This window comes from Sphingomonas sp. GW821-FHT10F09, from assembly GCF_058809195.1.
Genome location: NZ_JBXASI010000002.1, coordinates 316947 through 329928, shown reverse-complemented (window position 1 = coordinate 329928; position 12982 = coordinate 316947). Strand labels below are relative to the sequence as shown.

The 12982-nt window shown below is 67.2% G+C and carries 14 protein-coding genes; 6 read left to right on the top strand and 8 right to left on the bottom strand.

The features are described from left to right. Positions 1-20: 20 nt before the first annotated feature. Entirely contained in the window at positions 21-308 is a 288-nt protein-coding gene (groES, locus tag AC1RTO_RS09620; protein ID WP_038661992.1) for a co-chaperone GroES, read from the bottom strand. A 262-nt stretch (positions 309-570) separates the two neighbouring features. Between groES and sppA the strand changes: the two genes are divergently transcribed. The 3 genes from sppA to AC1RTO_RS09605 all read left to right on the top strand — a co-directional run bounded on the left by sppA (position 571) and on the right by AC1RTO_RS09605 (position 3602). Next, on the top strand, positions 571-2457 hold the full coding sequence (gene sppA, locus AC1RTO_RS09615; RefSeq protein ID WP_493160650.1) for a signal peptide peptidase SppA: 1887 nt from the start codon (positions 571-573) through the stop codon (positions 2455-2457). Continuing rightward, on the top strand, positions 2458-3018 hold the full coding sequence (locus tag AC1RTO_RS09610) for a GNAT family N-acetyltransferase (RefSeq protein ID WP_493160649.1): 561 nt from the start codon (positions 2458-2460) through the stop codon (positions 3016-3018). Between the two features lie 413 nt (positions 3019-3431). Then, positions 3432-3602, top strand: a complete 171-nt coding sequence (locus AC1RTO_RS09605; protein WP_493160648.1) for a hypothetical protein — start codon at positions 3432-3434, stop codon at positions 3600-3602. Positions 3603-3824: 222 nt separating this feature from the next. Here the strand turns inward: AC1RTO_RS09605 and AC1RTO_RS09600 are convergent, their stop codons facing one another. Next, complete coding sequence (locus AC1RTO_RS09600) at positions 3825-4466, bottom strand: trimeric intracellular cation channel family protein (RefSeq protein WP_493160647.1); 642 nt, start codon at positions 4464-4466, stop codon at positions 3825-3827. 43 nt (positions 4467-4509) lie between these two features. Then, the gene (locus AC1RTO_RS09595) at positions 4510-5115 is read right to left on the bottom strand and encodes a hypothetical protein (protein ID WP_493160646.1); all 606 of its coding nucleotides are present in this window, start codon (positions 5113-5115) and stop codon (positions 4510-4512) included. Positions 5116-5343: 228 nt separating this feature from the next. Here AC1RTO_RS09595 and ychF point away from each other — a divergent pair, with 228 nt between their 5' ends. From ychF to AC1RTO_RS09580, 3 genes are all read left to right on the top strand, one after another. Beyond that, a complete protein-coding gene (gene ychF / locus AC1RTO_RS09590; protein WP_493160645.1) occupies positions 5344-6444 on the top strand; it encodes a redox-regulated ATPase YchF in 1101 nt (366 codons plus the stop codon). A 178-nt stretch (positions 6445-6622) separates the two neighbouring features. Beyond that, positions 6623-7936, top strand: coding sequence for an alkaline phosphatase family protein (locus AC1RTO_RS09585; RefSeq protein WP_493160644.1), 1314 nt, complete (start codon positions 6623-6625; stop codon positions 7934-7936). Between the two features lie 11 nt (positions 7937-7947). Next, entirely contained in the window at positions 7948-8394 is a 447-nt protein-coding gene (locus AC1RTO_RS09580) for a MaoC family dehydratase (RefSeq protein WP_493160643.1), read from the top strand. A gap of 272 nt (positions 8395-8666) precedes the next feature. On the opposite strand, the gene AC1RTO_RS09575 is transcribed toward AC1RTO_RS09580, so the two are convergent. From AC1RTO_RS09575 to petA, 5 genes are all read right to left on the bottom strand, one after another. Next, entirely contained in the window at positions 8667-9341 is a 675-nt protein-coding gene (locus tag AC1RTO_RS09575; protein ID WP_493160642.1) for a hypothetical protein, read from the bottom strand. A 98-nt stretch (positions 9342-9439) separates the two neighbouring features. Then, entirely contained in the window at positions 9440-9970 is a 531-nt protein-coding gene (locus AC1RTO_RS09570; protein ID WP_493160641.1) for an adenine phosphoribosyltransferase, read from the bottom strand. A 154-nt stretch (positions 9971-10124) separates the two neighbouring features. Then, positions 10125-10967 (bottom strand): cytochrome c1, encoded by an 843-nt coding sequence (locus tag AC1RTO_RS09565; RefSeq protein WP_493160640.1) that lies wholly within the window; start codon positions 10965-10967, stop codon positions 10125-10127. A gap of 24 nt (positions 10968-10991) precedes the next feature. Continuing rightward, positions 10992-12278: a cytochrome b gene (locus AC1RTO_RS09560; RefSeq protein ID WP_293876261.1), complete on the bottom strand. Its 1287-nt coding sequence runs from the start codon at positions 12276-12278 to the stop codon at positions 10992-10994. Positions 12279-12289: 11 nt separating this feature from the next. After that, positions 12290-12871, bottom strand: coding sequence for a ubiquinol-cytochrome c reductase iron-sulfur subunit (petA, locus tag AC1RTO_RS09555; protein WP_493160639.1), 582 nt, complete (start codon positions 12869-12871; stop codon positions 12290-12292). Between the last annotated feature and the right edge of the window lie 111 nt (positions 12872-12982).

The window sequence follows — 12982 nt, the reverse complement described above, 5'->3', positions numbered from 1 at the left end:
GTATCAGGAAGACGAACCGCTCAGCCGACGATGCCGAGGATGTCGCTTTCCTTCATGATGAGCAGGTCCTCGCCATCGACCTTGACCTCGGTGCCCGACCACTTGCCGAACAGGATCTTGTCGCCGGCCTTGACGTCGAGCGGGGTGATCGTGCCGTTCTCGGCGCGGGTGCCGGTGCCGACGGCGACGACTTCGCCCTCCTGCGGCTTTTCCTTGGCGGTGTCGGGGATGATGATCCCGCCAGCCGTCTTTTCCTCGGCCTCGACGCGCTTCACGAGGACGCGGTCATGCAACGGACGAAAAGTCATTGCGAAGTCCCTCTTTTAATCAGTGTGACAGATTTCTGGCACTCACGTTATGCGAGTGCCAACGCCGCGGATATGTGGCGGGCCGGCGGGATCGTCAAGGCCGTCGCGGAACCAAAAATCACCGGATGCGTGCATGGGCGACGGACCGTGAGCGAAACGCGATGCGAGGCGCCCGCCTGATCCTGTCTTACCGTCCTAATACGGACCGTTGCGCCCTGCCCCTCGCTGCTCTAGCGCTTGGGGCGGATTGAAGGAGCATGACGTGAAGCTGGTTCGGGGCGCATGGAAGCTGCTGGTGGCGATCAAGGACGGGCTGGTCCTGGTCGCGATGCTGTTGTTCTTCGGGCTGCTGTTCGCGGCGCTCAACGCGCGGCCGGGGACGAAGGCGATCCCGACCGGCGCCCTCGTGCTCGACCTCAAGGGGTCGATCGTCGAACAGCCCGAGGAGCAGGCCCCGTTCGCCGCTTTGTCGGGCCAGTCGATGCCGCGCCAGTATCGCGCCCGCGACGTGCTGCGCGCGATCGAAGAGGCACGCACCGACGACCGGGTGAAGGCGCTGGTGCTCGACCTCGACAGCTTCGGCGGCGGCTATCCCGCGACGCTGAACGAGATCGCAGAGGCGATCCGCCGCTTCCGCGACACGAAGAAGCCGGTGCTCGCCTATGCCACTGCCTATACCGACGCCGGCTATCGGCTGGCCGCCAACGCCAGCGAGATCTGGGTCAATCCGCTGGGCGGAACGTTGTTCACCGGTCCGGGCGGCAGCCAGCTCTATTATAAGGGCCTGATCGACAAGTTGGGCGTCACCACGCACGTCTATCGCGTCGGCAAGTTCAAGAGCTTCGTCGAACCCTATACCCGAGCCGACCAGAGTCCCGAAGCGCGCGAGGCGAGCCAGCAACTGCTCGGGTCGCTGTTCGGCCAGTGGCAGGAGGCGATCTCCAAAGCACGGCCTAAGGCGCAGGTCGCGCAGTTCCTCTCCAGCCCGGATCGGCTGATCGTCGCCGCGAACGGCGACATCGCCAGGGCCAATCTGGCGGCAGGGATCGTCGACAAGCTCGGCGACCGCACCGCCTTCGGCCGGCGGGTCGCCGCGCTGGTCGGCAGCGACGCACGCAAGCCGGTCGGCAATTTCACCCGGATCAGCTATGATTCGTGGATCGGTGCGCATCCGCTGTCGCGCTCGGGCGACGCTATCGGCGTGGTGACGATCGCGGGCGACATCGTCGACGGCGAAGGCGGCCCCGGCAGCGCGCATGGCGACACGATCGCGCGGTTGATCCTCGACGGGCTCGCCAAGAAGGACCTGAAGGCGCTGGTCGTGCGTGTCGATTCGCCGGGCGGATCGGTGCTCGCATCGGAGCGAATCCGGCTCGCTATCCTCGAGGCGAAGAAGAAGGGGCTGCCGATCGTCGTGTCGATGGGCGGGCTCGCCGCGTCGGGCGGCTATTGGGTGTCGACGCCGGGCGACGTGATCTTCGCCGAGCCGGCGACGATCACCGGCTCTATCGGCATCTTCGGCATCATCCCGACCTTCGAGAAGACGCTCGCCAAGATCGGCGTCACCACCGATGGCGTGAAGGCGACGCCGCTGTCGGGCCAGCCTGACGTCTTCGCCGGTACGACGCCGCAACTCGATACGATCCTGCAGGCGGGCATCGAGAACGGCTATCGCCAGTTCCTCGGCCGCGTCGCGCAGTCGCGCGGGATGACGCCGCAGCGCGTCGACGAAATCGCGCAGGGGCGCGTGTGGGACGGCGGCACCGCGCGGCAGCTGAAGCTGGTCGACCGCTTCGGCGGCGTCCAGGACGCGATCGCCGAGGCGGCGAAGCGCGCGAAGCTCGACCCCGCCAAGGTCCATGCGGAATATCTCGAAAAGGAACCCGGCTTCGCGGCGCAGCTGGCGGCGAGCTTCGCCGACAAGGACGACGACGACGTGGCGGAGGGTGCGACCGGCGGCGACGTGTTCGCGCGGATCGCGGCGGAGCGGCGCGGGCTGCTGGCGCAGGCGCTGGGCGACGTGAAGCGGCTGGCGACGGCCGGATCGGTGCAGGCACGCTGCCTCGAATGCGGCGGGCTGGGGCCGAGCGATACCGCGGGCGCCGACGCCCGCCTGCTCGACTTGATCCTCGCGCGGATCGGCCTGTAGATGATCGCGCTACGCGCCGCGACGCCCGAGGATGCCGCGGCGATCGCGGCGATCTATGCCCCGCACGTGCTCGCCGGCACCGTGTCGTTCGAGACGGAAGCACCCGATTCGCGCGCGATACGGACCCGCATGGCCGCCTCGGCCGGACTGTACCCGTGGATGGTCGCGACCAACGGTGATGCTACCGGCGGCGTGCTCGGCTATGCCTATGCGACGCGTTTCTCGGAGCGCGACGCGTATCGCTGGGTGGTGGAGACGAGCATCTACGTCGCCGACGTCGCGCAGCGACAGGGCGTCGGGCGGTTGTTGTACGAGGCGCTGATCGACACGCTGCGTGCACAGGGCTTCGCGCAGGCGATCGGCCGGATCGCGCTACCCAACAGCACCTCGATCAGCCTGCACGAATCGGTCGGTTTCCGCCGCGCCGGCGTGTTCCGGGCGGTCGGCTACAAGCACGGCCAGTGGATCGACGTCGGCTATTGGCAGTGCGAACTGGCGGAGCCGGAAACACCGCCCGCCGAACCGAAGCGCTTCGCGGATGTGGGGGTGGTGCGGGGGTGACAGGAACGGCAATTGCGATGCAAAAGCCGGAAGGTTAGCACCACCGTCGAGGTGTAAAACTGATGGGCAGTTTACGCCTAAACCCGGACGTTCAGGCTGGCGATCCGTTCTCCCGATAACGGCCATTCGTTAAGCGCGATCTATTCCGTTTCTCCGTCTCCGACAGTCGATTTCGGCAAAAGCAAACGGGAACGGGTTATGGGAAAGCAGGTGCCCCGGAAGGCTCCTAGTACGATCGCCTTGGTGACTATCCCGCTATGGGTTGCCAATCGAGAAAGCGGGTAAGCCCGCGAGACCTTGCCTAAAGGCATCTGGCGAGGCAGCATTGTCTCATGGCTTACAGTCACCGAGCACCGACAAATTGGGGTGGGATCGTAGCTACTGTGCTTGCGGTTCCGGTCGGGCTCATTTGGATGTTCTTTGAGATCGTCGGTGGCGCGATGGGCTGTGAGGGCAACACCGGTCCTTGTGGGCCGCGGCTACTTCCATTGCTGGGCGGCATTGCGGTGATCGTGCTGGTGGCCTTCGTCTTCGGGCGAGTGCTCAATCGCTTGATCGCACGATGGCGGAGAGCCGCGGACTGACGCTGACGTTGCAGTCAGCTTTCCCAATTCACCATCCTTTTTCGGGAAAGGCGGCAGCCGCCCAATGTCTTCTATCGCGGCATGCCTCGCCGAAAGCGGACCGTCCGCAGTCCACCAACTTTTCAGCGTTCGCGATGTAACATTCACAGCATTCGGATCATGGCGGAAGCGCCCAAAATCACGCTGGTCCACCATGCATATCCCCGCCTCAAAAGCGTCGGCTCACCCCCGCACCCGATACGCCGGCAACGCCAGATGATAACGGATCGCCATCGCGCGCAATCCGAACCCCGCCGCCGCCGCAATCACCGCCGCGGGCGCGCCCGCCAGCCCCATCAGCCCGAGCGCCACGTACAGCGCCGAGGACAGCGCCGCCGCCGTCACGTACAGTTCCGGCCGCATCAGGATCGACGGTTCGCCCGCCAGCACGTCGCGGATGATGCCGCCGACGCAGGCGGTGACGACGCCCATCAGCGCGGCGGGCAGCGGCGGCACGCCATAGCCGATCGCCTTGGCCGCGCCGTAGACCGCATAGGCGGCGAGGCCGATCGCGTCGAACCAGGCGAGCGCGCTGTCCTTCCACCAGCGTTCCGGCGTCGTCCAGATCACCGCCGCCATCGCGAGGCAGACGGTCGCGGCGCGCGGATCGTGCACCCAGAATACCGGCGCACCAATCAGGAGGTCGCGCACCGTACCCCCGCCGACGCCGGTGATGAGCGCGAAGAAGGCCAGCGTAACCGCGGTCTGCCCGCGCTTCGCCGCCGCCAGCGCACCGGACGCCGCGAACACCGCGAGGCCGGCGACGTCGAACCACGGCGCGAAGGCGGGCAGCAGTTCATTGGTGGCAGGAAGCGGCGGCAGCATCCGGCGCGCCTAGAGGATTAGCGCGGCGAATAGAACCGCCGGATCAGAAGCGACGACCGACCACCAGATTGATCATCGGATTGACCGGATTGCCGCCGATCCGCTCGGCGCGGGTGCGGCGCGCCATGTCGTTGGCGTCGGTGTACGCCCTGCCCTTCATCGCGCCGACCTCCAGCCCGATGCTGGTGCCGTCCGCGGCGCTGCCGGTATAGCCCATGGTCAGCGCCGGGGTACGCTTCAGCCCGATCTTGCCGCCCGGCGCGTTGAGCGGACGCGGCGCGACCATCAGGCCGCGGTTGGTCGCCTGCTCGCCGGCGCGCGTGTCGTACAGGCGCGTCCCGGCCGACAGGTGGAAACCGCTGTCGCCGACCGGATAGAATTCGATCATCGAGCTCGCGATCCGCTGCTGCAACCGGTCGCGCGCGCCCGCGCCGGTGGCACCGACGGCGACGCGCAGGCGCAGATTGCCGCCGAGCCGCGCGCTGTTCTGGACGGTGGTACCGGGTGCGAGCCGCTGAAGCAGCGGCGCCCGCGCACGCGGCTGCGGCGTCGCGGCGGACGGCATGTTGGGCACCACCTGCGCCGCCGCGGGCGGCGCCACGCCGCCGCCGGCCATCGCCACGCAGACCCACAACCCGGTACGACGCATGCGCTCTCTCCACGCCCATCGCGGCACAACGTGCCACGGTCCTCCCCAGGACCGGCCGCGATGCTAGCATCCATTCATCCGGCGTACAGGTATCAAATGTCCGGGATGGCCGTATCGCGACGGGACGATCGCTTTCGCCGTCGGGCCGAGGCGCGCGCGCTCGCGACTGGTCAAGCGGCGGTCCAGGCGGTAAGGCGCGCGCTTTCCCTATTCAGACGCGAGTATCCCATGGGTTTCCGCTGCGGCATCGTGGGCCTGCCCAACGTCGGCAAGTCCACCCTCTTCAACGCATTGACCGAAACGGCGGCGGCGCAGGCGGCCAATTATCCGTTTTGCACGATCGAGCCCAACGTCGGCAACGTCGCGGTCCCCGATCCGCGCCTCTACAAGCTCGCCGAGATCGCCGGATCGGCCAAAATCATCGAAACCCAGCTCGCCTTCGTCGATATCGCCGGGCTGGTCCGCGGCGCGTCGAAGGGCGAAGGGCTCGGCAACCAGTTCCTCGGCAACATCCGCGAGGTGGACGCGATCGTCCACGTCCTCCGCTGCTTCACCGATGGCGACGTGACACATGTCGAGGGCAAGGTCGATCCGATCGCCGATGCCGAGACGGTCGAGACCGAGCTGATGCTCTCCGACCTCGAAAGCCTAGAAAAGCGCGTGCCCAACCTCGTCAAGAAGGGCCAGCAGGGCGATAAGGAGGCCAAGATCGGCGCAGCCGTGCTGGGACAGGCGCTCGAGCTGCTGCGCGAGGGCAAGCCGGCGCGGCTGACCCAGCCGCGTGATGCCGAGGAAGCGCGCGTCTTCGCCTCAGCGCAACTCATCACCGCCAAGCCGGTGCTCTATGTCTGCAACGTCGACGAGGGCGATGCGGCGAACGGCAATGCGCTGTCGGCGCGCGTCTTCGACAAGGCGAAGGCGGAGGGCGCCGAGGCGGTCGTCGTCTCCGCCGCGATCGAGGCGGAGATCGCGACGATGGCGCCCGAGGATCGCGGCGAATTCCTCGCCGAGCTGGGGCTGGAGGAAACCGGCCTCGCCCGCGTCATCACCGCCGGCTACAAATTGCTGCAGCTGCTGACCTTCTTCACCGTCGGTCCGAAGGAAGCGCGCGCCTGGACCGTCCATGCCGGGGCCAAGGCGCCCAATGCGGCGGGTGAGATTCACACCGATTTCGAACGCGGCTTCATCCGCGCCGAAACCATCGCCTTCGACGATTACGTCGCCTGCAAGGGCGAAGCCGGCGCGCGCGAGACGGGCAAGCTGCGCCAGGAGGGCAAGGAATATGTCGTCCACGACGGCGACGTGATGCTGTTCCGCTTCAACGTATGACGGGTTCGGCGGCTATCCCCGCCTGACATCGCCTTCCTCCCCTCCTCGCAAGGGAGGGGAGCCATGACGACCGACCGGCCCCCGGGGTAACGGAAACTCCGACCCCACCGCCGCCTTGTGGCGCCCCCCTCGTCCCGCGTAAGGCCGTCGTGCCCTCCACGTTCGGGATGATCGCCTCGTGAGACTGATTCCCCTCGCTTTCTCGGCCCTGTCGCTGGCCGCATGCGCGCTGCCCTATACGCCGCCGGCGCTGTCGCCGGTGACGCAGCTGGCCCCGCCCGCGTCGGGCGCCGCGCTGCCGCCGGCACCGATGCCGCGGACGACGGGGGCACCGGTGACGATCCTCGTCTCGATCGACGGCTTCCGGCCCGACTATCTCGACCGCGGGGTGACCCCCAACCTGTCGGCCCTCGCGGCGGGCGGCGTCACCGCGGCGATGCGGCCGTCCTTCCCCTCGGTCACCTTCCCCAATCACTGGACGCTGGTGACCGGCAAGGTCCCCGACCACCACGGCATCGTCGGCAACCGGATGGAGGACCCGGCGCGCCCCGGCGAGGTCTTCACGATGGCAAGCGACGATCCCTTCTGGTGGAACGCCGCCGAGCCGATCTGGGTGACCGCCGAGAAAGCGGGCGTGCGCACCGCGACGATGTTCTGGCCCGGCGCCAACGTCGGCTGGGGCGGCACGATCATCCCCGACAGCCATGGCGCGATCGCCAACGCGACCCGGCCGGAGGACTGGCAGCAGTTCAACCAGGCGGTGACCGGCGCGCAGCGGGTCGATGCAGTGATCGACTGGATGCGTCGCCCGGCGGCGATGCGCCCGCGCTTCGTGACGCTCTATTTCGATACGGTCGACAGCGCCGGCCACGCCAACGGCCCGCAGGCGCCGGCGACGACCCAGGCGGTCGCCGATGTCGACGTGCAGATCGGCCGGCTGGTGCAGGGCCTGCGCGATCTGCGCCAGCCGGCCAATCTGGTCATCGTCGCCGATCACGGCATGGCCGCGACCGACGGCGCGCGCACGATCCCGCTCGACCGGGTCGCCGATCCGGCCGATTATCGCCTGCTCGAAAGCGGCCCCTATGCGACCCTGTTCCCCGTCGCCGGTCGCGCCGCGGCGCTGGAGGCGGCATTGCTCAAGCCGCACGCGCACATGACCTGCTGGCGCAAGGAGGCGGTGCCGGCGCGCTTCCGCTACGGCACCAATCCGCGCATCCCGCCCTATGTCTGCCTCGCCGAACCGGGCTGGCTGATCCTCAAGACCGCGACCGCCGACGCCTTCCACGGCGGCGCGCACGGCTACGATAATCGCGCGCCCGACATGGCCGCGCTGTTCCTCGCCAACGGCCCCGCCTTCGTCGGCGGCCGACGGCTGGCGGGCTTCGACAATACCGCCATCAACCCGCTATTGCGCGACCTGCTCGGCCTGCCCGCCCCTGCGGGACTGGACGGCGACGATGCACCGTTTAGGCAGGTGCTGAAACGATAGGAGAGTCGGCGATGCAATATTTCGAGGACATCGAAGTCGGGACGAAGGCAAGCTTCGGCGACTATGCGGTCACCCGCGAGGAGGTGATCGCCTTTGCCGAGAAATACGACCCGCAGCCGTTCCATCTCTCCGACGAAGCCGCCGCGCAGACGCATTTCGGCCGGCTGTCGGCAAGCGGCTGGCATACCTGCGCGATGACGATGGCGATGCTGGTCGCGCATCTGAAGGCGAACGCGCAGGCGGGGCTGGGATCGCCGGGGATCGACGAACTGCGCTGGCTGACGCCGGTCTATCCGGGCGATCGGCTGCGCTGCGAAAGCGAGGTCCTCGAAAAGCGCCGCTCCGCCAGCCGGCCCGAAATGGGCATCTTCAAGAGCCGCATGGCGGTTTTCAACCAGAACGACGTGATGGTGATGACCTTCGTGTCGAACGGTCTGGTCAAAACCCGGGACCGTTAGGCCGGTCCGATTGCCTCCCCACGCGGATGGTGTGTGGAGGCGTGAAGGGCAGGAAGAAGGAGGTTCACGCGGAGACGCGGAAACGCGGAGGGGTTGCGTGCGGGGTGACGGCACTCCCAAGCACCGCCGACTCACCCCCTGAATGAGGTTCGAAAGGCTGCGCCGCCCGGGACACCTCCGCGTCTCCGCGCCTCCGCGCGAACCCCCTCACTTGCTTCGTCGTCCCCTCGCACCTCCGCGCAAGAACCCAGGCCTCCCGCCGCCACCGTGGATCAGCGGCGACCGCGGTCGCCGTTGCCGCGCGGACCGCCGCCGCGGTTGCCACCCCAGCTCCGGTTGCCACCAGCACCACGATTGCCGCCCCATGTGCGCTGCCCGCCACCAGGTACCGCTTGCGGCGTCACCGTCCGCGGGGTGCCGCCGGGCTGACCGGAGAAGTTCTGGCGATTGCCGCGCCAGTTGCCGCGATCGCCGCGGTTGCCGTCGCCACGAATGCCATCACCGCGAATGCCGTCCCCGCGATAACCCTGCCCGCGGTCGCCGCGCCACTGGCCATCGCCACGATTGCCGCGCCACTGGTTGTTGTTGCGATCAAACCCGTTCCAGTCGTTGCGGAAGTTGCGGTCGCCACGCCAGCCGTTGCGGCGTCCTTCCCAATAGCGGCGCTGGCCGTCGTTCCAGCGGTAGGGGCGGCGATACTGGTCGTAGACGTAGATGCCGGTGCCCGGATAATAATAATCGCCGTACCAGCCGAAATAGCTCGACCCCGCCCCATAACCGTAGCCGCCGCCATAGTACGGATCGGCATAGCCATAGCCGTCGCCATAATAGCCGCCATTGCCGTAGCCGACCGCGACGCCGCTATAGCCATAGCCGTCGGTACAGGCCGCCGTGCCGAGCCCGGCGCCGAGGATGACGCCCAACAGGGCGATACGCTTGAGGAACATGAGATGCTCTCCCGTCATCGAGGGGCGCGAGCATTGAGGCCAATACGCGCCGATCGTCGTTCAACGAGGGCGGATCGTCGCAAGTTCCGGCTGAACGGTTAATGACCACCGAAGCGGATCAGCGCATCGACGCGGACTCCGTCCGCCCGCAGCGCGTCCGCCCCGCCGAGGTCGGGCAGGTCGATGACGCACTGGAACTGCTCGATCGCCGCCCCCGCCTTGCGGAGCAGGCGGATCGCCGCACGCGCGGTGCCGCCGGTCGCGATCAGGTCGTCGACCAGCAGCACGCGCTGCCCGGGGACGAGCGCATCGGCGTGCATGGCGATGCGGTCCTGACCGTATTCGAGCGCATAATCCTCCGCGATCGTCGCGCCCGGCAGCTTGCCGTCCTTGCGGATCAGCAGCACGCCCGCCTGCAACGGTACTGCCAGAGCGGCGGCGAACAGGAACCCGCGCGCCTCGATCCCCGCGACGAGATCGATCGGGCCGACGGTGGCCTTCACCATCCGCGCGACCGTCGCGGCGAAGCCGGCGGGGTCGAGCAGCAGGGTCGTGATGTCGCGGAACTGGATGCCGGGCCGGGGAAAGTCCGGGATGGTGCGGACCAGCGCCTTGAGGTCGTCGTTCATGGCGGTTGCTGTGATGCCGCGGATGGCCGCGGTCAACCGTACGCTCCCCTCCGCACGGCCGCATGAGCGGCACTATCGCCCATAGAAAAACGGCGGCCGGAGCATCCTCCGACCGCCGTTCCGTTCATGTCGTCCGCGCCCGCAGGCGCAGCGATCAATGCTTCACGTCGCGCCAGACGTTCTGATAGGCGCCCCATGCGAGGAAGCAGAAGATCAGCAGGAAGATCGCGACCGCGACACCGGCAGCGTGGCGGGTGTTGAGGTTGGGTTCGGCGGTCCAGGTCAGGAACGCCGACACGTCGCGTGCCATCTGGTCCTTGGTCGCCTTCGTCCCGTCCGAATAGGTCACCTGCCCGTCCGAGGTGATCGGCGGCGGCATCGCGATGTTGAGGTTGGCGAAATACGGGTTGTAGTGGAGCCCCTCGGGCGTCTTCGAGCCCGGAAATTCCTTGATGAGCGCCGCCGGCTGCGCACGATAGCCGGTCAGCAGCGCGTGGATGTAGTTGGAGCCGTCGTGGCGCGCCTTCGCCATCAGCGACAGGTCGGGCGGCAGCGCGTTGTTGTTGGCGGCACGCGCGGCGACCTCGTTCGCGAAGGGCGACGGGAAGTGGTCGCTCGGCACGTTCTTCCGCGTCGCGGCCTCGCCGGTTTCCGGGTTGATGCCCGGCTGCTCGATCACCCACTGGTTGGCGATCGCCTTCACCTCGGCCTCCGAATAGCCGATCTTGGTGAGGTCGCGGAACGCCACGTACTTCAGGCTGTGGCAGGCCGAGCAGACCTCCTTGTAGACCTGAAGACCGCGCTGCAGCTGCTGGTTGTCATACTTGCCGAAGAAGCCGTTCGACGACAGCCCGATATCCTCGGGATGCAGATGAAAGACGTGCTCGGCGCTTTCGGCGGCGGGTTCCTGGATCGCGGTCTTGATCGTGCCGAACAGCGCGAGCGCCAGCACGAAGATGAAGGCTGCGCCGACCAGGGATGATATGATGCGAGGCATGATGGTCTGAGGTCCCCAGTCGGTTCAGGCTTGCGCGGCGCTGTGCGTGACGCTGGTGCCGCCCTGCTTCGCCAGCACCGCTTCGGTGATCGAGTTCGGCAGCGGGCGCGGACGCTCCGAGCGGGCGACCCACGGCAGGATGATGAGGAAGTGCGCGAAATAATAGGCCGATGCGATCTGACCCATGATGACGTTGCGCGCATTCGCCTCCGCCCCGCCGACATAGCCCAGCACCAGCACGTCGATCAGCAGGATGCCGAGGAAGATGCGGTACTTGGGGCGATAGTTCGCCGAACGCACCGGCGACGTGTCGAGCCACGGCAGGAAGAACAGCAGCAGGATCGAGCCGAACATCGCCAGCACGCCCCACAGCTTCGCATCGAGGATGAAGTTCGCGGTGAAGCTCTTGAGAATCGCGTAGAAGGGCAGGAAATACCATTCCGGCACGATGTGCGCGGGCGTCGAGAGCGGGTTCGCCTCGATGTAATTGTCCGGGTGGCCGAGCAGGTTCGGGCTGAAGAAGATCAGCAGCGCGAAGATCAGCAGGAACACGCCGACGCCGACGCCGTCCTTGGCGGTGTAATAGGGGTGGAACGGGACGGTGTCCTGTTCGCCCTTCACCTCGACCCCGGTCGGGTTGTTCGACCCCGGAATGTGCAGCGCCCAGATGTGCAGGATGATGACGCCCGCGATCACGAACGGCAGCAGGTAATGCAGCGAGAAGAAGCGGTTGAGCGCGGCGTTGTCCGGTGCGAAGCCGCCGAGCAGCCAGACGCGGATCGTCTCGCCCACCAGGGGTATCGCCGAGAAGAAGCCGGTGATGACCTGCGCGCCCCAGAAGCTCATCTGCCCCCAGGGGAGCACATAGCCCATGAACGCGGTGGCCATCATCAGCAGGAAGATGACGACGCCCAGCAGCCACACCATCTCGCGCGGCGCCTTGTACGAGCCGTAATAGAGGCCGCGGCCGATGTGGATGTAGACGACGAGCAGGAACATCGACGCGCCGTTGGCGTGCGCATAACGCAGGAACCAGCCGGCGTTGACGTCGCGCATGATGCTCTCGACCGAACCGAAGGCGACGCCCGCATTGGCGGCGTAATGCATCGCCAGCACGACGCCGGTGATGATCTGGATCGCGAGCGCGGCGCCGGCGAGGACGCCGAAGTTCCAGAAATAGTTGAGGTTGCGCGGCACGGGATAGCCCGCGCCGACCGCGTTATAGACGAGGCGCGGCAGTGGCAGCTTCTCGTCGAGCCACCGCATCAGCGGTTGTTTCGGCTCGTAGTGCTTGGCCCAGGGAAAGCTCATCTGCTGCTACCTCAACCCACCGTCACGACGGTGTCGGAATTGAACGTGTAATCCGGAACGACCAGGTTCTTGGGCGCCGGACCCTGGCGGATGCGCGCCGCGGTGTCGTAGGCCGAGCCGTGGCACGGGCAGAAATAGCCGCCGAACGGACCCTTGTTCTCGCCCTCGCCCGCGCCCAGCGGCACGCAGCCGAGATGGGTGCAGACGCCCAGTGTGATGAGCCAGTTCTCCTTGCCCGGCTTGGTCCGGTCGGCGAGCGTCTGGGGATCGCGCAGCGAGGCGACGTCGACCGCGTTCGCCTCGGTGATTTCCGCGGGCGTCAGGTTGCGTACGAACAGCGGCTGCTTGCGGAACTGCGACTTGATCGCCTGTCCCGGCTGAATCTTGGAGAGATCGACCTCGGTCGTCGACTGCGCGAGCACGTCGGCCGACGGGTTCATCTGGTTGACGAGCGGCAGCACGATCGCGAGCACGCCGACACCGGCAAAGGACACGGCGGCGATATTGATGAAATCGCGGCGGCGGGGATCGTGGACTTCCTCGTGGAACGGCTCCGGCGATTCACCGGGAGGAACCATGCTGTCAGTCGCCATTCGTCTCTGCCCTAACCTTTTTTATCGCGGAGGAACGCCTCACCGCCGTGAGGAGTCGGGATTTCAGCGCCCACCGAGCCCTACCATCCCCACGGCGGGCTGCTGGCCTGA

Coding starts and splice junctions, on each gene's coding strand:
- groES (WP_038661992.1), bottom strand. CDS start 308: ATGACTTTTCGTCCGTTGCATGACCGCGTCCTCGTGAAGCGCGTCGAG.
- AC1RTO_RS09610 (WP_493160649.1), top strand. CDS start 2,458: ATGATCGCGCTACGCGCCGCGACGCCCGAGGATGCCGCGGCGATCGCG.
- AC1RTO_RS09605 (WP_493160648.1), top strand. CDS start 3,432: ATGTTCTTTGAGATCGTCGGTGGCGCGATGGGCTGTGAGGGCAACACC.
- AC1RTO_RS09600 (WP_493160647.1), bottom strand. CDS start 4,466: ATGCTGCCGCCGCTTCCTGCCACCAATGAACTGCTGCCCGCCTTCGCG.
- AC1RTO_RS09595 (WP_493160646.1), bottom strand. CDS start 5,115: ATGCGTCGTACCGGGTTGTGGGTCTGCGTGGCGATGGCCGGCGGCGGC.
- ychF (WP_493160645.1), top strand. CDS start 5,344: ATGGGTTTCCGCTGCGGCATCGTGGGCCTGCCCAACGTCGGCAAGTCC.
- AC1RTO_RS09580 (WP_493160643.1), top strand. CDS start 7,948: ATGCAATATTTCGAGGACATCGAAGTCGGGACGAAGGCAAGCTTCGGC.
- AC1RTO_RS09575 (WP_493160642.1), bottom strand. CDS start 9,341: ATGTTCCTCAAGCGTATCGCCCTGTTGGGCGTCATCCTCGGCGCCGGG.
- AC1RTO_RS09570 (WP_493160641.1), bottom strand. CDS start 9,970: ATGAACGACGACCTCAAGGCGCTGGTCCGCACCATCCCGGACTTTCCC.
- AC1RTO_RS09565 (WP_493160640.1), bottom strand. CDS start 10,967: ATGCCTCGCATCATATCATCCCTGGTCGGCGCAGCCTTCATCTTCGTG.
- AC1RTO_RS09560 (WP_293876261.1), bottom strand. CDS start 12,278: ATGAGCTTTCCCTGGGCCAAGCACTACGAGCCGAAACAACCGCTGATG.
- petA (WP_493160639.1), bottom strand. CDS start 12,871: ATGGCGACTGACAGCATGGTTCCTCCCGGTGAATCGCCGGAGCCGTTC.